Source organism: Venatorbacter sp. C2-1 (assembly GCF_022832715.1).
In the GTDB taxonomy this organism is placed as follows: Bacteria; Pseudomonadota; Gammaproteobacteria; order Pseudomonadales; family Oceanobacteraceae; genus Venatoribacter; species Venatoribacter alkanivorans.
The window spans coordinates 2,296,364-2,313,834 of record NZ_CP094879.1; the positions used below are offsets into that span (position 1 = coordinate 2,296,364).

The 17,471-nt window shown below is 54.3% G+C and carries 16 protein-coding genes; 3 read left to right on the forward strand and 13 right to left on the reverse strand.

Going from position 1 to position 17,471, the window contains the following annotated elements; translation table 11 throughout:
* Positions 1-83: 83 nt before the first annotated feature.
* The 8 genes from murB to MT343_RS10210 form a co-directional block, all read right to left on the reverse strand.
* A complete protein-coding gene (gene murB, locus MT343_RS10175; protein WP_222428540.1) occupies positions 84-1,109 on the reverse strand; it encodes a UDP-N-acetylmuramate dehydrogenase in 1,026 nt (341 codons plus the stop codon).
* A complete protein-coding gene (locus tag MT343_RS10180; RefSeq protein ID WP_243989381.1) occupies positions 1,106-1,603 on the reverse strand; it encodes a low molecular weight protein-tyrosine-phosphatase in 498 nt (165 codons plus the stop codon). Before MT343_RS10180 ends, murB begins: the two co-directional genes overlap by 4 nt.
* Before the next feature lie 5 nt (positions 1,604-1,608).
* Complete coding sequence (locus tag MT343_RS10185; protein ID WP_145468501.1) at positions 1,609-1,824, reverse strand: Trm112 family protein; 216 nt, start codon at positions 1,822-1,824, stop codon at positions 1,609-1,611.
* Complete coding sequence (gene lpxK, locus MT343_RS10190; RefSeq protein ID WP_145468499.1) at positions 1,817-2,824, reverse strand: tetraacyldisaccharide 4'-kinase; 1,008 nt, start codon at positions 2,822-2,824, stop codon at positions 1,817-1,819. Before lpxK ends, MT343_RS10185 begins: the two co-directional genes overlap by 8 nt.
* Positions 2,825-2,832: 8 nt before the next feature.
* Positions 2,833-4,572, reverse strand: coding sequence for a lipid A export permease/ATP-binding protein MsbA (msbA, locus tag MT343_RS10195; protein WP_145468497.1), 1,740 nt, complete (start codon positions 4,570-4,572; stop codon positions 2,833-2,835).
* 5 nt (positions 4,573-4,577) lie between these two features.
* The gene (locus MT343_RS10200; RefSeq protein WP_145468495.1) at positions 4,578-5,000 is read right to left on the reverse strand and encodes an ExbD/TolR family protein; all 423 of its coding nucleotides are present in this window, start codon (positions 4,998-5,000) and stop codon (positions 4,578-4,580) included.
* Positions 5,001-5,633 carry a MotA/TolQ/ExbB proton channel family protein gene (locus tag MT343_RS10205; RefSeq protein ID WP_145468493.1) on the reverse strand — a complete coding sequence of 211 codons (633 nt, stop codon included), beginning with the start codon at positions 5,631-5,633 and terminating at the stop codon, positions 5,001-5,003.
* Between the two features lie 115 nt (positions 5,634-5,748).
* Entirely contained in the window at positions 5,749-8,103 is a 2,355-nt protein-coding gene (locus tag MT343_RS10210; protein WP_145468491.1) for a DNA internalization-related competence protein ComEC/Rec2, read from the reverse strand.
* Positions 8,104-8,160: 57 nt separating this feature from the next.
* On the opposite strand from MT343_RS10210, the gene MT343_RS10215 reads away from it, so the two are divergent.
* Entirely contained in the window at positions 8,161-8,706 is a 546-nt protein-coding gene (locus MT343_RS10215) for a DUF2062 domain-containing protein (protein ID WP_145468489.1), read from the forward strand.
* Positions 8,707-8,756: 50 nt separating this feature from the next.
* Here MT343_RS10215 and MT343_RS10220 read toward each other — a convergent pair whose 3' ends face one another.
* The gene (locus MT343_RS10220) at positions 8,757-9,446 is read right to left on the reverse strand and encodes an ABC transporter ATP-binding protein (protein WP_145468487.1); all 690 of its coding nucleotides are present in this window, start codon (positions 9,444-9,446) and stop codon (positions 8,757-8,759) included.
* A complete protein-coding gene (locus tag MT343_RS10225) occupies positions 9,439-10,689 on the reverse strand; it encodes a lipoprotein-releasing ABC transporter permease subunit (protein WP_145468485.1) in 1,251 nt (416 codons plus the stop codon). The genes MT343_RS10220 and MT343_RS10225 overlap by 8 nt, the downstream gene beginning before the upstream one ends.
* A 269-nt stretch (positions 10,690-10,958) precedes the next feature.
* Here MT343_RS10225 and MT343_RS10230 point away from each other — a divergent pair, with 269 nt between their 5' ends.
* Positions 10,959-11,597: a hypothetical protein gene (locus MT343_RS10230; protein ID WP_145468483.1), complete on the forward strand. Its 639-nt coding sequence runs from the start codon at positions 10,959-10,961 to the stop codon at positions 11,595-11,597.
* Between the two features lie 187 nt (positions 11,598-11,784).
* Positions 11,785-13,062: an alpha/beta fold hydrolase gene (locus tag MT343_RS10235; RefSeq protein WP_145468482.1), complete on the forward strand. Its 1,278-nt coding sequence runs from the start codon at positions 11,785-11,787 to the stop codon at positions 13,060-13,062.
* 67 nt (positions 13,063-13,129) lie between these two features.
* Here MT343_RS10235 and dinG read toward each other — a convergent pair whose 3' ends face one another.
* The 3 genes from dinG to MT343_RS10250 are packed head-to-tail and all read right to left on the reverse strand — an operon-like array spanning position 13,130 to position 17,454.
* Positions 13,130-15,220: an ATP-dependent DNA helicase DinG gene (dinG, locus tag MT343_RS10240; RefSeq protein WP_186435862.1), complete on the reverse strand. Its 2,091-nt coding sequence runs from the start codon at positions 15,218-15,220 to the stop codon at positions 13,130-13,132.
* Between the two features lie 16 nt (positions 15,221-15,236).
* Positions 15,237-15,932: a general secretion pathway protein GspB gene (locus MT343_RS10245; protein WP_186435861.1), complete on the reverse strand. Its 696-nt coding sequence runs from the start codon at positions 15,930-15,932 to the stop codon at positions 15,237-15,239.
* Between the two features lies 1 nt (position 15,933).
* Entirely contained in the window at positions 15,934-17,454 is a 1,521-nt protein-coding gene (locus MT343_RS10250) for an ExeA family protein (protein WP_145468475.1), read from the reverse strand.
* Positions 17,455-17,471: the final 17 nt, after the last annotated feature.

The following is a 17,471-nucleotide window of genomic DNA, read 5'->3' on the forward strand; positions in this document are numbered from 1 at the left end:
GACTAAACAGACCCTGACTGCAGTAATAAAAAAGCCGGCTTTATGCCGGCTTTTTTATTACTGACGTATTTCTGCAATCCTGTTCAGAACGGCTGCGGCTCAGGCTCCAGCTGCACACCAAATTGCTCATTCACACTGGCGACCACCGCATCACGCAAGTGTTCAATATCGGCATAGGTTGCCGCACCATTGGTGGTCAGCACCAGCGCCTGCTGATCGTGCATCCGTACCGGGCCAAGCCAGCGCCCTTTCCAGCCGGCCTGTTCAATCAGCCATCCCGCCGCCAGTTTGATACGGCCATCGGCCTGCGGATAGGTTGGTAACGACGGATGCTGAGCACTCAGCTGTGTTGCCTGATATACCGACACCAGCGGATTTTTGAAGAAAGAACCGGCATTGGGAATTTGCACAGGGTCCGGCAATTTACTCTGGCGAATCGCACACACCTGTTCAATCAGCGCCTGCGGACTGATCGCATCGCCCTGCGCCGTCGCCCAGCTGGCCAAAGGGCCATAACTCAGATCCGGCGCAAAGGTTTTACTCAGGCGGAAAACCACGCGGGTGACAATAAAGTCACCGGCCAGCTCATGCTTGAAAATGGAATCACGATAGGCAAAGCGGCATTCGGAAACACCTAGCGTGCGCCACTGGCGAGTGCTGAGCTGAATGCCGGATACCGAGTCGATAGAGTCGGCGACCTCAACCCCGTAAGCGCCGATATTCTGAATCGGCGAAGCACCGACAGAACCCGGAATCAGAGACAGATTCTCCAGCCCATGGCCAAACTCTGTGCTGTCCTGTACCCACTGATGCCAGTTCATGCCGGCATCCACCGCCAGCCAGCGATGGGTTGCATCTTCGCGCAGCAAACGCACCGAGGTCATGGCCGACTGCAGCACCAGACCGGGCACGTCGTCGGCCAGCAATACATTACTGCCGCCACCCAAAACCCGTACAGGCCAGTTATGCCGTTGCGCCAGCGTCAGCAAACTGAGCAATTCCGAGGCGGAAGAAAAACGCGCAAAGGCTTCGGCCTGCGCCGGTAAGCGCAGCGTATTCAGCGCCGACAGATCGTAGTTTTGCTGCACCTCGGGTACGGGATGATTCACAGTGTTTCCTTTGCGCGCTGGTTTAAGCGCTGACGAATATCGGCCAGCAAACCTTCACAGGCATCTTCAACCAGATCCAGCACCTGCTCAAAGCCATCAGCACCGCCATAGTATGGGTCCGGTACTTCGTCGCTGTTAAAGCGGCGGGCAAAGCTGCGTAAAAACAGCTGGGGTTCAGTACGCGCAGCGGCGGGTTTTAACGCCCGCAGGTTGCTGAGGTTTTCCAGATCCATCGCCAGCACATAATCAAACTGATCAAAATCGGCAGCCAGCGCCTGACGCGCACGTAACAGCGATAAATCGTAACCGCGCTCAGCCGCGGCTTTGATGGTGCGCGGGTCAGGCGTTTTGCCGATATGCCAGGCGGCAGTGCCGGCTGAGTCCACCTCAACCTGATCACTCAGCCCGGCAGAGGCAACCATGCTGCGGAAAACGCCGTCGGCGGTCGGTGAACGGCAGATATTGCCCAGACAAACAAAAAGCACACGCAGCACAGTGCTTACTCAGCCTGTTCTTTGGCGGCTTTCTGCGCTTTTTCGAGCTTTTCTTCTTCGCTCATACGGCGTGCTTCACCTTCCAGCATCACCGGCACACCATCGCGCAGCGGGAATGCCAGACCGTCGAAGGTACACAGCAGCTCCTGTGCGTCTTTTTCATACTTGAGTTTGCCCTTGCACAGCGGACATACCAGCATGCTCAGTAATTGCTTATCCATGAGTTTTTCCACTCCAGGTCATTAATAAAGAATCCAGCCGCGCGGCTGTCTCAGGCTGTGCCACCGCACTGACCTGCAGATACCACCAGTCGGGCCGGGCAAAGTCACGGCATTTTACCCAATCTTTTTCCGTCATCACGAGCGGCAGATCAGGTGTTTGCTGATGAAAGTCCAGATCATCGGGCTGAAACTGATGATGATCGGCAAAACTGTGCTCCTGTGGTTGCATCCCCAGACTGCGCAGTGAGTCGTAAAAACGCTGCGGATTGCCAATACCGGATACCGCCACCACCTCGCGCCCACTGAAGCTTTGCAGAGCAATCTGCTCACCACTGACAGCATTTACCAGTGCCGTTGGCTGCACCTGAAAATCCGCGCCGTTGCGCAACACCAGATCCACCGTTTTAAGCCGTGCCAGCGGCTCGCGCAATGGCCCCAGCGGCAACAACCAGCCGTTACCAAAACCACGGGCATGATCGACCACCACGATTTCGGCGGCTCTGGCCATGGCGTAATGCTGCAGGCCGTCATCGCTGAAAACGATATCCGCCCGGCCGGCAAGCTCAGCCACCGCACGGCGGCGCTCAGGATCGACCACTACCGGACAAAAGGAGGCACCGGCATTCAGGCGGTTAAACAGCAAGCGGGGTTCGTCACCACTGTGCTCTACCGGCGTATCAGCCGTCAGATCCAGAGGATATTGCGGGGCTTTAGCACCGTAGCCACGGCTGACGACCGCGGGTCTGAGACCCAGCACCCGGGCACGCTCGGCCAGCAAGGTAATGAGCGGCGTTTTGCCAGTCCCGCCCACGGTAATATTACCAACCACCACCACAGGCACAGGATTGGCCTCTGGCGGATTTTGCAAAAACCGCCAGCGGCGCAGGTGCACGACCACCCAAACCAGCGGCCAGAGCGGCAGCAGCCACAGATTGCCCAGCACCGAGCCATACCAGTTGCGTTCAATCCGTGCCGCCAGCCCGGCGAGAGCATTGCTCATAGCGACTGTTATTCGCTGAACTGAATCTGGTGCAGCTGGGCGTACATGCCCTGCCGCGCAATCAGCTCGGCATGGGAGCCGTCTTCACGCACTTCGCCCTGATCGATCACCACAATACGGTCAGCGCTCTCAATGGTGCTCAGGCGGTGGGCGATCACAAAGGTGGTACGGCCTTTCATCACTTCTTCCATGGCCGCCTGAATATGGCGTTCAGACTCGGTATCCAGCGCAGACGTCGCCTCATCCAGAATCAGCACCGGAGCATTTTTCAGAATCGCCCGGGCAATGGCAATGCGCTGGCGCTGGCCGCCGGATAACAGCACGCCGTCTTCACCGACCTGGGTGTTGTAGCCTTCCGGCAGACGGGAAATAAACTCATCGGCATGGGCGGCTTTGGCGGCGGCGATGATTTCTTCATCGGTTTTAGCCGCCAGCGAACCGTAGGCAATGTTGTCGCGGATGCTGGCGTTGAACAGCGTCACCTGCTGACTGACGATAGCGATCTGGTCACGTAGACTGTCGAGGGTCAGATCACGGATATCTTCACCATCAAGCAGAATACGGCCGGAACCTACTTCGTAAAAACGCGGAATCAGATTCACCAGCGTGGTCTTACCACTGCCGGACCTACCAACAAAAGCGACCGAAGTGCCCGGTGTCACTTTCAGACTGATGCCTTTCAGTGCATCGTTTTCGGCGCCCTGATAGCGGAAGCGAACATCATCGAAGCAGACCTCCCCCTTAGCGCGGGTCAGGGTTTTGGTGCCCTGATCCACTTCGGCGTCGGCATCCAGCACCGAGAAAATAGATTCTGCAGCGGTCATACCTTTCTGAATCACGGCATTGATATCGGTCAGCGCGCGCAGCGGCTTGGCGATCAACGAGGCGGCGGTCATAAACTGCAGAAACTCAGCGCTGCTCATACTGCCGTCGGCCACCCGCTGAAACATCAGATACACCATCAGACCCAAACCGACAGCCACAATCTGCTGAGTCAGCGGCACGTTAATGGCTTCGGTCAGACCAAACTTCAGCGATTGCTTGCGGTTATAGTCACTGGCTTTACGGAAACGCTGCTGCTCATATTCAGTACCGCCAAAAGTACGCACTTCACGGTAACCATTAATACTCTCGTTGGTTACCTGGGTCACATCCCCCATCGCTTTCTGAATACGCTGGCTGTAACGACGGAAGAAGCGACTGGCGAAAGCAACCACCAGAACAATCACCGGTACCAGGCCAAGGAAAATCAGCGTCAGGCTGTAATCCAGCCAGATCAGGTAAGCCATCAGCAGAATAACGGTAACGCCTTCCTGCACCGTGGTGGTTAATGCGCGGGTTGAGGCGCCGGTCACCTGGTCGACATCAAAAATAACCCGCGAGATCAAACGGCCACTGGATTCACCATCGTAGTAATGACTCGGCAAGCGGGTCATTTTATTGAACAGCTCAGTACGCAGGCTGTGCACGACATTGCGGCCCACCACCGCAATAAAGAATTTACCCAGAAAGGTACCGATACCGCGGTAAAAAAAGATGCCCATCAGCATCAGCACCAGCAGCAGAATTTTATCCGGCTGCGGATCTGACAGGGTCTGCTCGACCACACCCATCAGATGCGCCATTGCCGGTGCTGCCGAGGCGAAAATAATGTAGCCAACAATGGCCACGGAAAAGGCCAGTTTGTGTGGCCAGACATACGAAAGCAGGCGTCCGTACAGACGCCTGATGGAGGTTTCGTTACTCATGGGGTTTATTCAGATTTCCCAGGTTGACGGGTGGTAATGCTCAGATTGACCAGACCGAGCTGGCCGGCGGCATCCATCGCCCGCACCACCGCTTCATGCGGTGTTTTGGCATCAGCAGTAATCACCACTGGTGCCGTCTGTCTGTTTGCCAACGCCTTCTGCAGACCACGCTTGAGTGTATCCAGCTGATGATTGATAAGCGTCTGATCATTAATACTGTATTCGCCGCTGGCCGAAATCAGAATTTCAATCGCCTGTGGCTGAGTTTCAGACGCTTCTGCCGTTGCCTCCGGCAGATCAATGCTGAGGTGATTTTCTTTGGTGAAGGTGGTCGACACCATAAAGAAAATCAGCAGCAGAAATACGATATCAATCAGTGGCGTCAGATTGACGTCCACCGCTTCACGATTCTGTCGTTTGAAGTTCACTTAGGCCGCCTCTGAGGAATCCGCCACTTCACGATCACCATGCAGAACATCCACCAGTTTGATGGCTTCCTGTTCCATAAAGACCACAATTTCATCCACACGGCGTTGCAGCATACGATGTGCGACCAGAGCAGGAATACCGATGATCAGACCGGCTGCGGTCGTAATCAGAGCTTCAGAAATACCACCGGCCAGCATATTCGCCTGTCCGGTACCCTGCGTCATGATTTCAGAAAACACCTGAATCATGCCGAATACGGTTCCCAGCAGACCCATCAGTGGAGCAACCGCAGCAACCGTACCCAGCGCATTAAGGTAACGCTCCATTTCATGAATTTCATGGGAGGCCACTTCTTCGATGCTTTCTTTCATGATCTGGCGACCATGACGGGAGTTAATCAGGCCAGCCGCCAACACGCGGCCCAGCGGGCTGGAAGCGCGCAATTCTTTGATACGGGCACTGTCGAGCTGATTGTTTTTCATCCAGCCCCAGACCCGCGCCAGCAGATCACGCGGTGCAATCTGCGCCGCCCGTAAGGTCCAGAACCGTTCAACGGTAATTCCCAACGCCAAAATAGAAGAAATGATGATAGGTACCATCATCCACCCACCGCTCTGGATGATTTCCAGCATTGTCAGCTACTCCTGCCAGTTATTTTGGCCCGTACTCTAGCACAAGCCCGGGCGGCAGCATAAGACCCGCAACGCCGCTGAAAGTGCCGGACCGTGAGCAGAATCATGAATAAAATCAAGGCTGTCGCCAGGGCGGCTGCCAACCGGATCGTGCCGTCGCCACCTGACCGTCCGGTGCCATCAACACCGCCCCATCGCGCGCCGTCAGATACCAGGGAATCTTCAGCGCCTCCAGCCGGGCCGTTACATCCGTATGGGGATGACCAAAACGGTTATTAAATCCCGCCGAAATCCATACCTGCGCGGGCTGCACAGCTTCGAGAAATACAGAGGACGAACTGCTGCGGCTGCCATGATGGGCCAGCACCAGCACATCCGAACGCAACTCCGTACCAAAATACTCAACCAATCGCTCTTCAATATCGCGTTCAATATCACCGGTTAATAAGAAGCGCCGCTCATGCCAGCGCACCTGTACCACACAGGACTGATTATTATCCGAAGGGTTGACCCGTGCCTGCTGCTCATCCGGCAGAAGCAGCAAGCGGTAATGCAGATGCGGTCCGACTTCCTGCCAACCGGCTGTTATAAGTTCACGACAGAGGTGAGCCTGCGGCTGTACAGGCAGATCCGGCAACAACTGTCCCAACAACAGTTGCTGCACCGGTAATCCATCCTGCAATACAGAGTTCAGGCCGCCGGCATGATCCAGATCGGAATGACTGACAAACAACGTATTAACCTGAGTCACACCAGCCTGTTTAAGCAATGGCAGTAATAATGCTGCACCGGCATCAAAATGTTCCGAGAAGCGCGCACCAGTGTCATAAACCAGCGTGTGTTGCCCACCGATAAAAGCCAGACTCTGCCCCTGCCCGACATCCAGCATCATTGCCTGCTCCCGGTACGGACCTGCAGATGACAGAGGCCAGAACAACGCCAGCAACAGCATCAGCATTGCTCCAAAGCTCAGCGCAGTGCTGACACCCAGACGCAGCATTACCAGCAGACAAGGCCAGAGCAGCAATAACGGCCAGGGCTGGTAAAAGTGTACCGCCCAGGACTGTTGCTGCAGGGCACTGAGCACTGACCAGAAGAACTCACCCACGGCCGACAGCAAGGCGTCAGGCACAGCGATAACCATCTGCGCCTGCGTATCACTGAGTACCGCGCCCGCCAGCCAACTCAGCCCGGCATCCAGCAACGCCAGTGGCAGAATCACCAGGCTCAGCAGCGGAATTACCAGCAGGTTCGCCCCCACCTGCACCAGACTGACCGGCAGCAGCCAGAACCATAACAACGGCAACATAGAGATAAATACCACCCACTGGGGCAGAAACAATGTCTGTAACCATCCCTGCCGGCGACCGCTGAAAAATGCCAGCAAAGCCAGCACCGCCACAAAAGAAAAACCAAATCCGGCCCGGGTCCAGATCAGGGGGTTAACCAGCAGCACCAGCAACAACGCCAGAGAGAGCACCGTCAGCCAGTTAAAACACCAGCCGCTGAAGAGCAACCACAGCAGTGCCATGATCATGATCCAGGCACGCTGCAGCGCAATCCCCATTCCCGCCAGCCAGACATAACCCGCCGTCAGTCCGCCAATCAGCAACAGACGCAACAAAGCCGGATGACGTAAACCGCGGCCACTGAGCAGCCCCCAAAGCTTTATACAGGCAAGCGCCAGCAACCAGCCAAGAGCGGCTACCATCCCCACATGCAGACCACTGACAACAAGAAGATGCAGCGTGCCGGTCTGCTGTGCCAGCCGCCACTGGCCAGTACTGAACGCCTGCTGTTCACCAAACACCAGCCCTGCCAGCCAGGGCCAGGCCTCCGGCGAATGACGTTGGCCTTGCGCAGCCAGCAATGCATCGCGTAACGAGGGCTCGCCGCTGGCGATTAGCCGGGCACTGCGTATATAGCCGCCGGCATCAATGCCTGAAGACAGCAAAAAAGCCTCATAATCAAAAGGCAAACCATTGGCGAAAGCACGTGGACTGCGCAACACAATCTCAGCGCTTAACTGCATACCACTGTGCAACGGCATCGCCGGCCGGTACCAGCTGAGCTGCAGGCGGCGCAATTCCGGCAAATTCCTGGCTTCAGATCCGGACCGGATGCCCGGTAAAAACTGCCCGTGAGCAACGCGGGCAATAAGGCGCAGACCCTGCCCTCGCTCTTCAACCTGCTCAACCGTGATATCCAGAGTCAGCCTGCTGCGGTCCAGTGCCGTTGGCAAACGGTGACTGAGGTTGTATTGCAGCCAGAAGCTGCCATAGAGAAGTCCGGCAATCAGCCAGAACAGAGGCTTAAGAGAAACCGGCAGGACATTAGGCCAACGGCTGTTTACTGCAGAGACAGCAGCCAGCGGGATAACCCCCGACAACACAAGGGCTAAAGCCTGTAACGGAGTCAGCAAAGTACCGCTGACGATTCCTGCAGCACAGAACAGATAAATCTGGTGCATTGCCACTCCATGGCATTATCGGCATAATCGGCGCGCATAAATCAGCTGGCGATGTTCATGCCTAAAAAGTTTTTACAGAAGTTTTTTCCATCGCCGGAACAGGTACAGAGTAATCCTTCTCTGCGTTTCCTTTCCCCGCTGTTCAGCAAACCCAATCTTTGGCACGTCAACCGCCGCTCGGTAGCGCGTGCATTCCTGGTCGGTTTATTTACTGCTTTTCTGCCGATGCCATTCCAGATGGGTATTGCTGCATTCTTTGCCTTTTACGCCAATGCCAATGTACCGATTTCGGTTGGTCTGGTCTGGGTCAGCAATCCGATCACGATTCCCCCATTGTTCTACGGTACTTATCTGTTCGGCACCTGGCTTCTGGGAACACCAAGCAACAGCTTCAGCATTGAACTTTCACTCGACTGGGTGCTGAATGAACTGGTTTCCATCTGGCAACCCTTGCTGGTGGGATCACTGACCGTTGGCATCTTTCTTGGTTTATGCGGATATTTTGCCATCCACCTTGCATGGCGACTGCATATTGCCAATAACTGGAAAAAACGCCGTATTAATCGCCTGAAGCGTGCCGCAGAAAACGAAGAAAGTAACTGACAGCCGGCGGTAATTAATACTGCCGGCCGATGTGAAAGAATCTCCCGGCGTTATCCCTGCCAGGGAGATAACGTGAGGTCGCGCAACTGCAGACAGCGGTTCATCCGGCCTGCCAGTTCGCTGTCATGAGTCACCATAATAAATGCCGTCTCAGCCTGCTCGGTCAGAGCTAACATAGCAGCCTCGACCTGTCGCGCGGTTTGCTGATCCAGATTACCGGTTGGTTCATCCAGCAACACCAGTCGTGGACGATTCACCAGAGCCCGGGCAATCGCCGTACGCTGACGCTCACCACCGGACAGCTCCGCCGGTTTATGATCAACACGATGTTCAAGCCCCAGCTGCGCCAGGCACTCACGCGCCCGGGCGGCCGCGGCCTTACGTGCAACACCGGCCAGCAACTGCGGCATCATCACATTTTCCAGCGCCGAAAATTCCGGCAATAAATGATGAAACTGATAAACGAATCCAATTTCCTGATTACGCAGGCGGGTACGCTGCGCATCACTCAATTTGGTCAATGGCTGGCCACCAATAATGACGGCACCGGCATCCACCGTGTCCAGTCCGCCAAGCGCATTCAGTAATGTGGTTTTACCGGAACCCGAGGCACCGACAATGGCGACCGACTCCCCTGCTTTGATCTTTAAATCCACATCCTGCCAGACTGTTACCGCCTGTGGTCCGGATGTGTAGGTTTTACGCAGGCCCGTGGCCTCAAGCACCCAGGACTCACTCATAGCGTAATGCCTCCGCAGGCTGAACACGCGATGCGCGATACGATGGATACAGCGTCGCCAGGAAACTCAGCAACAAGGAAGCACTGGTTACAATCACCACATCACTCCATAACAACTGTGACGGTAAATATGAAATAAAATACACGTCGGCACTTAAAATCTGGAAACCAAAAGTCTGCTCAACCCAGGCAACAATTTCGGAAATACTTAACGCTCCCAACACGCCCAGTATCGTGCCAAGGACAACGCCAACCAGACCAATAGACAAACCCTGCACCATAAAAATACCCATCACGGTCGATGGCCGTGCGCCCATGGTACGTAAAATCGCAATATCGGCTTGTTTATCGGTTACGACCATAACCAGCGTTGAAATAATGTTAAAGGCAGCCACCGCAACGATAATCAGCAACAGCAGGCCAATCATGGTTTTCTCAAGCTTAATCGCCTGAAATAAATTGCCGTGGGTACGGGTCCAGTCGCTGCCGGTGTAATAACCATCCAGCGTATTGACCATGCGCCAGATACCAGCCGGCGCATCGAATAAATTACTGAATTTAACCCGCAAAGCCTGAGCCTGAGCATTGATGCGCCCAAGCTTACGCGCATCTTCCAGATTCACGACGGCAAGATTGGCATCCAGCTCAGCCCCTACCGAAAAAATACCCACCACCGTTAAACGTTTAATGCGTGGCAATACCCCGGCCGGTGACAGAGTTGCTTCCGGCAGCATCAAAGTAATTTTATCGCCCACCACAACATTCAGATGTTGCGCCAGCAAACTGCCCAGCAGCACACCAAAACTGCCGGGCTGTAAATCGTCCAGCTGACCATCAATGACATGCTGCGGCAAAATCGAAACCCGCGCCTCTGCCGCAGGTTCAATCCCGGTAACCATCACCCCCTGAACACGACCGCCATAACCCAGCATGCCCTGCAGACGGGTTAAAGGTGCGGCAGCCACGACACCCGGCTGCTGTTCAACCTGTTCGGCCAGCACCTGCCAGTCGTTAATACCACCGCGTTCATACAACACGCCATGGGGCACCATTCCGAGAATCCGCTCGCGTAATTCGCGATCAAAGCCATTCATCACCGACAGCACCAGAATCAGGACCGCCACACCCAGTGTCATACCAACCATCGAAGATGCTGAAATAAAAGAAATAAAATGATTTCGTCGCTTAGCTGCCAGATAACGCAGGCCTATCCATAAAGGCAGAGAGGATTCTGAAATGTTCATTGTGACCTTAATCAAACAGAGAGAACAGGGTGGACAACAATCCGGACGCAATAGTGCCCGACAATGCCGGATTTAGCGACACCCGTGCACGGAAAAGCTGCGGATTGTATAGAGACGATGCCTCTTCAATCACAAAAATATGCGGCATTCCGGGCCATCAGTTCCACCACAGACGCCGCACAGAGAACCAGAGGCAAACTTGACGTAAAGAACCTTGTCCTTTTATCGCCCTGCTCTAGGATAAAGAAAAACTAACCGGACACACCGCCATGAACCGTTCCTTTCTTTCCGCGTTGCTGCCTCTGTCACTCATACTGCCGGCCAGCATACTTATCAGCGCGTCCGTTCAGGCCGAAATCACAGAAATTCCGCCCGAAGAAATGACCGAAGCCTACATTAAAGACACCACGGTCATTGTCCGCCGGCAGCCCGCCGCCCAGAAAGCGGAAAACGGTCAGGGGGACGCCTCCCTACGGGTGTCACCACTGGATAAGCCCTACAGCGAAAGTGATCCGTTAAATGGCGGAACAGAAGTCCCCTCCCAAATTGCTGATCAATATTTGTCAGAGCAGCGGGACAACGCTCTGCTGAGTCAAAGCACCTACGATTTCCACACTCCGGCACTGGACCCACAACAGGCTCTGCGAGAGGAATACCTGCGTGATGTCCTTGGCCTCGAACCCGGTACGCCGATTGACTACGGTAACCTGCAATTCCCGACCAACATAACTCCCGATGTCACGCCACCGGCCGGCCTGGGATACAACATTGCACCGGGACAGTTTGCTATCAGCATTCCGAACAGCGACAACATCAACGCCCAGACTCACCAAACTCCGGGCGGAGAATACCGGATAGATGTAACTCCTTCAGAAATCATTTTCACGATCAATCTTCCTCAGCAATAAGTCGGACATTGCGGGCCAATATCCCTGAAACGCCTCAGGAAACGGCCCGCAAAAATACAAAAACATCAATATAATCAAACACTTACAACAACATCAGCGTTCCGTAAAGAAAACATACAACTGTGGCCATTTGTCTATAAATGGGGTAGAGTCGGGAAACTATAAGAATAAAAGAGCCAATTGTGTTATGCAGTTCTCTACCTTCTCTGCCGCCGATCTACGCAACACTCCCCGCATCCAACTGCTGGATACTCCCCGCGGGCAGTACAAAGTCGAATTCCAGGCATACAGCCTTCCGGAAAACCTCCATAAAACGCCTGTCGTTTTTCTCGGTGGTGCATTCCAGAGTTTCACCTCATTCAAAAGTGAAGTGGAATTAGTCGTCAGCACACATCCGGTAATTCTGGCTGACTTCCCCTCACAGGGCAGTAACGATCAGCTTGCTCCGGAACTCAGCCTGAATGACTACGCTGACCTGATTGAGTTGTTCTGCCAGCAACAGCAGCTGGATAAAGTTCAGATGCTGGGCATCAGCTATGGCTCGGCCATGGCCACTCTGTTTGCGGCGGCCTACCCGCAACGGATTGAGCGCCTGCTGTTATCGGGCATCACCTGTTTCCGCCGCGAAAGCCTGATCACCCTGCTGGAAGACTCGCTGGAGTTGCTGGCCGCTGGTGATATGAACGCTTTCGCGACCACTGCAGTCTGCAACCTGATCAATCACAATCGTCTGCAGGCAACCGAAGTCAGCCCGACCTATCGCCGTCTTCTGTTCCGTCAGATTGCCCGACTGAACGACAATGAGCGTCAGCGCTACGCGCAGAACACCCAGCGCTTACTGGATTTTCCGGGCTTTGAACGCTTCCCTGACTGCCCGACCATGATTGCAACCGGTGAATTCGATAACTTCACCCTGCCATCAGAAAACGCTGCCGTTGCCCGTCAGTGTGCCAATGCTACTTTCGCCATCATCAAAAACGCTGATCATCTGGCCCAGTTTGAGCGCAAAGAAGCTTCAAGCACCCTGTTCCACAGCTTTATGTGTGGCGAGTCTCTGGAAGGTATCGAGGGTACCGAAATATACAATCCGGAAGCCTATGATCTTGCCGACCAGCGCCTGCAAAGCCGCCAGCGTCCGCTGGAGCAGCCTTATCGCCTGATCGATGAAGTGAATGGCAAAGAACACATTGTTCGCATCAACAATATTAACTTTGCTGGCTGCGAACTGGAGCAAACTCATGTGGATCTCAGCCTGTCTGAATCCAGCCGTGGTTTGTACCTGGAAATTCCGGAAACCGGCGCCCGCTTCCATGTGCGTATTATGGAGCGTGAGCGCAAACAGCTGCGCTGCCTGCTGATTCAGCGTGATCTGAAAGAGGCTGATCAGTTGCTCGCCTACCTTGAAGGCCATTTACTGATGATTCGCGATCAGAATGATAATGACCTCAGAGAGCAGCTGGCCTGAAAACCCCTCCTCTGGCACAAAAAAGCCCGGTAATTACCGGGCTTTTTTTTATTCGCGTATTTCTTTATTAAATCCGCTTAAAAGGCGGCAAAGAATCCAGTAACAACTTGCCATAGCGATGCGACAACAGCCGCTTATCGAGAATACTGATGCGTCCCCGATCCTCTTCGGTACGGATTAAACGCCCACAGGCCTGCACCAGACGAATAGAAGCCGCAGGCAGGGTTAATTCCATAAAAGGATTGCGTCCACGGCTTTCCATCCATTCGCTGATCGCAGCCTGAATCGGATCATCGGGCACCGCAAACGGAATTTTAACAATCACCACATGGGTGACATATTCGCCCGGTAAGTCGATCCCTTCAGCAAAACTGGCGAGACCAAAAATAATGCTGCCCTCACCGTTATCAATCCGCTCTTTATGACGGCGGACAATTTCTGCTTTCGGTAAAAAGCCCTGACACAGCAGCTGGTCATACCAGTCATGTAAAAACGTATCACGCGTGGCCTCAAGCTGGGCACGGGAACTGAATAACACCAAAGTTCCCCGGCTCAGGTCGGTATTATTTTTCAGCCAGTCTTCAATATCTGCCTGAAACTGATCGCTCTTGGGATCAGATGCCAGCGACACCGGTTGCAGCTCACCCAGCTTCTGGTAATCGAAAGGACTCATAACCCGCTGATAATTTGCCCAGTCGGGCAAACCGCTTTCCCAGCTTAATTTATTAAAGCTGTTCAGCGCCGTCAGGGTTGCCGAGGTAACCACCGCACCATAGCAGCGCCACCAGAGGTTTTTGCGTAACTGATCGGCCACCGCAATAGGCGAGGCACTCAGACGAATATCCCAGCCATCACCAAACGGGGTTTTCGACAACCAGCGCGCTACCGGCAGAGCACCCTCAGCCTCTTCGGCACAGAGCCAGGACAGGGCTTCGGATAATTGCTCCGCACGGGAAAACATAATACCCATTGGCGCCTGCCAGGCTTCTGCTACGTCGCGGGTAAAATCACCATCTTCTTTCGGATCGAGGGATTTCTGCAGCATGTCATTGAGTTTATCCAGACACAGCAACAGAGGTTGCAACGGTCCTTTTATATTAATCAGCAGCTGACGTAAGTTCTCCGGCATTTTTCCCGACTCAAAACGCAAGCGGTCCTGATCGCCGATCATATCCATCAATAATGGCCAGACCAGACTGATGCTTTGCAGAATATCGCGGATATTCTGCGGCGCCTCGGTTAACGAATGCATAATGCTGTGAGGAATGCCGCTGGCCGCAACAAACTGCTCTATGCCCTTTTCCAGCTGCTGCAACCACTGGCGCTGCGCACGCACGCCAACTTCAAGGCGGAAATGATTCAGCGCCTTATCGGCCAGATGATGACCTTCATCGAATACGTAAATAGTTTTTTCCGGCGCAGGTAAAACAGCACCACCACCCAGCGATAGATCAGCCAGCACCAGATCGTGATTGGCCACAATCACATCCGCATCTTCCATCGCATTACGGGCTTTATAAAAAGCACAATTCTGGAAATGCGGGCAGCGCCGGTTGGAGCACTCACGGTGCGTGGCGGTTAAATGCGACCACTGTTTATCTTCGATGGCATCAGTCAGACGGTCGCGATCACCGTCCCATTTACCGGAGCCATACGACTGCAGTAAAGATTCATAAAGCTCCCTGTCCTGCTCTTCCGGCGTTTGCTCAAATAAATCGACCGTGGACAGCAACCCGGACAAATGCTGCAGTGATTTATCCAGTTTTAACAAACACAGATAACGGCCACGGCCTTTGGCCAGTGCAAAATTAAATGGCAGGGAAATGGTCTTTTTTAAATTCGGCAGATCCTTATCCAGAATCTGCTCCTGCAAGGCGACGGTGGCCGTCGAGATCAGCAGTTTCTTTTCTTTTTCAATCGCCATCGGCAAAGCAGCCAGCAGATACGCCAGTGTTTTACCGGTACCTGTACCCGCTTCCACCACCGCAATGCCATTATCATTATCGCGCTGGCCTTTATCATCTTCATGGATAGCGCCCAGACTTTTGGCAATTTCAGCAATCATTACCCGCTGACCATAACGCGGTTTTAAATCCAGCGCTTTAATGCACTCACGATACAACGCCTGGATGCGTTCTTTGCTTTCACTGCTCAGCATGCTGTCTTTTCTCGCATCAGGGAATGGCCTGCCAGCCTTTGCTGCGGCCAACCTGCAATGGCCAGCCATCAACATCCAGCAGAATACCGCCCGGGGTAATTTCTTTCAGAATAATGCCGGGAGCAATAAGGTCTCCTTCATTCCACTCGCGATTATTCATACTGACCGTACGCTTCTCCGGCACCGGACTGTAAATATGACTGGTGATCATTAACTGCGGAATCCGGCGTAAAGACGCTAACGGAGGTAACGAGCGGGTTTCAACACCCGCGCGCGGCATAGTTTCCCGCTGCGCAGTCTCCCGCAGCTCAGAATCAATGGCTGTTTCCGGTGCCGGAGATGGCGTCGATACCGGCGTTTGCTGCAACGGAACCGGTGTCGCTCCGACGGCCGGCGTTACCGCAGCAACCGGCGGTGCCTGGCGTAAGGTTACGGTCTCAGGGGACCGGCTTACATCGTCAGCCGGTGCAGTTACCTGCGGTGAATTCTCCACCGGTACCGGTGCGGATTTACCACTTAACAGAGTCAGGCCATACAACAGTCCCGTGATTACCGTAACCAGTGCAACAGACAACAGGATCCGGTTAATACTTCTGAACGGTGTTTCTGCCGCCAGGGATATCGACGTACTGTCCTGCAACGACATTGCCTGGTTCATCTGCCGGGCACGCTCCTGCTCCGATTTTTTCAGGGCATCGAGGATATAAGACATATTAATTCTCCCCTCCAGCCAGACCAGGACGGGCCTCATCCTGGTCCGCCTGTTGCATAAACAGCAAGGTTTCCGGGCCAATAATTTTATCGGCACTCAACCCATGCTCCGCCTGAAACTGTGCAACCCGGTTGGCCAGCAAAGGATCATAAAACCGCGAGTCAACCTGATTATTCTGTCCTTCCGGACTGATCACCAGCCAGTCTGCCTGCCATTCCATATTCAGCTGACGGCGGATCCAGAGAATCAAATCCGATTTTTGTCCGGGACGAACCAGCTGCCCACTGTATCCGGCGGGGGGCTGCCACAGTAATAAGGCCTGTCCCGCATACGATGCCGGATTAAGATCAGCACTAAAGAGCTGCCAAACGAATCCTTCTGCCGATTTCATCTGTACCGCAACCGGCACGGATAGGCCTTGCAACCTGAGCCACGGCCAGTCCACCCACAAACACTGTTTACTGCCCTGCAGCTGCTCACAGGTAACAACCTCTGCCGCACTGTCAGACTCTCCGGCCAAACCGGCAGCCGTCAGCAGCGCCAGCGGAGATACCGGGTCTGCCGTCACAGGGGCTCGCCAGTCTGAAATCTGTTCTTTCAAAGCCGGACTGAAAACAAACAGCAGAACCAGCAGGCCAGCCATGGATGCGAAGCCTATCAATGCCGACAACCAAGTGAAGGCACTGCGCCGCGGAGTGCGACCAAGCCATCCGGCACCATGTCCAAGGATTTCTCTTTCAGCGCCTTTAACCAAAGCGACGTCGACCAGCCTGCCGCCACGGGCATAAGCGCCCAATAACGCCCGGTCGGCCAGATTATTAATCAGGCGAGGCACGCCACCACTTACCCGCCACAGCCGCCGTGCGGCGGACGGGCTGAACAACTGCCCATCCACACCAGCCAGCGCACAGCGATGGCGCAGATAAGCACGGGTTTCTGTCAGGCTGAGATTCTGCAGGTGATAGCGCGCGGTAATACGCTGACTGAGCTGACGCAGATCATGGCGGGCCAACAATTCCCGCAACTCTGGCTGACCAACAAGAATCAGCGTCAGCAGCTTTTCTTTATGGGTTTCCAGATTGGTCAACAGCCGGATTTGTTCCAGCAGCGGCGGCGGCATACTCTGCGCTTCATCAATCACGCAGATTACCCGCTGCCCGGCGGCATACCATTCCAACAGAGCCTTGTTGAGCAAAGCGTACAACTCACGTAATGATGCATCGTGGTTATAACTCAGCCCCAACTCATCACACAGACTTTGCAACAGCTCCGTCGCCGATAACTGTGGATTAAACAGATACGCCGTGCGTACTTCAGCGGGTGTCTGAGCAAGAAATACACGGCACAGCGTGGTTTTACCGGTACCTACCTCACCGGTCAGACAAATCAAGCCGCCATGCCCGGTCAGCGCATACTGCAGATGTGCCAGTGCCTCCTGATGCCCGCTCGACGGAAAGAGAAAATCCGGGTCCGGTGCAATGGTGAAAGGGAAACGCTGAAAACCGAAATGTTCAAGATACATCGGAGACTCTGCTGCTC

Bases quoted from the DNA above. Each gene is read 5' to 3' on its own strand.
- MT343_RS10185 (WP_145468501.1), bottom strand. From the start codon at position 1,824: ATGGATAAGCAATTACTGAGCATGCTGGTATGTCCGCTGTGCAAGGGC.
- lpxK (WP_145468499.1), bottom strand. From the start codon at position 2,824: ATGAGCAATGCTCTCGCCGGGCTGGCGGCACGGATTGAACGCAACTGG.
- msbA (WP_145468497.1), bottom strand. From the start codon at position 4,572: ATGAGTAACGAAACCTCCATCAGGCGTCTGTACGGACGCCTGCTTTCG.
- MT343_RS10205 (WP_145468493.1), bottom strand. From the start codon at position 5,633: ATGCTGGAAATCATCCAGAGCGGTGGGTGGATGATGGTACCTATCATC.
- MT343_RS10210 (WP_145468491.1), bottom strand. From the start codon at position 8,103: ATGCACCAGATTTATCTGTTCTGTGCTGCAGGAATCGTCAGCGGTACT.
- MT343_RS10215 (WP_145468489.1), top strand. From the start codon at position 8,161: ATGCCTAAAAAGTTTTTACAGAAGTTTTTTCCATCGCCGGAACAGGTA.
- MT343_RS10220 (WP_145468487.1), bottom strand. From the start codon at position 9,446: ATGAGTGAGTCCTGGGTGCTTGAGGCCACGGGCCTGCGTAAAACCTAC.
- MT343_RS10225 (WP_145468485.1), bottom strand. From the start codon at position 10,689: ATGAACATTTCAGAATCCTCTCTGCCTTTATGGATAGGCCTGCGTTAT.
- MT343_RS10230 (WP_145468483.1), top strand. From the start codon at position 10,959: ATGAACCGTTCCTTTCTTTCCGCGTTGCTGCCTCTGTCACTCATACTG.
- MT343_RS10235 (WP_145468482.1), top strand. From the start codon at position 11,785: ATGCAGTTCTCTACCTTCTCTGCCGCCGATCTACGCAACACTCCCCGC.
- dinG (WP_186435862.1), bottom strand. From the start codon at position 15,220: ATGCTGAGCAGTGAAAGCAAAGAACGCATCCAGGCGTTGTATCGTGAG.
- MT343_RS10245 (WP_186435861.1), bottom strand. From the start codon at position 15,932: ATGTCTTATATCCTCGATGCCCTGAAAAAATCGGAGCAGGAGCGTGCC.
- MT343_RS10250 (WP_145468475.1), bottom strand. From the start codon at position 17,454: ATGTATCTTGAACATTTCGGTTTTCAGCGTTTCCCTTTCACCATTGCA.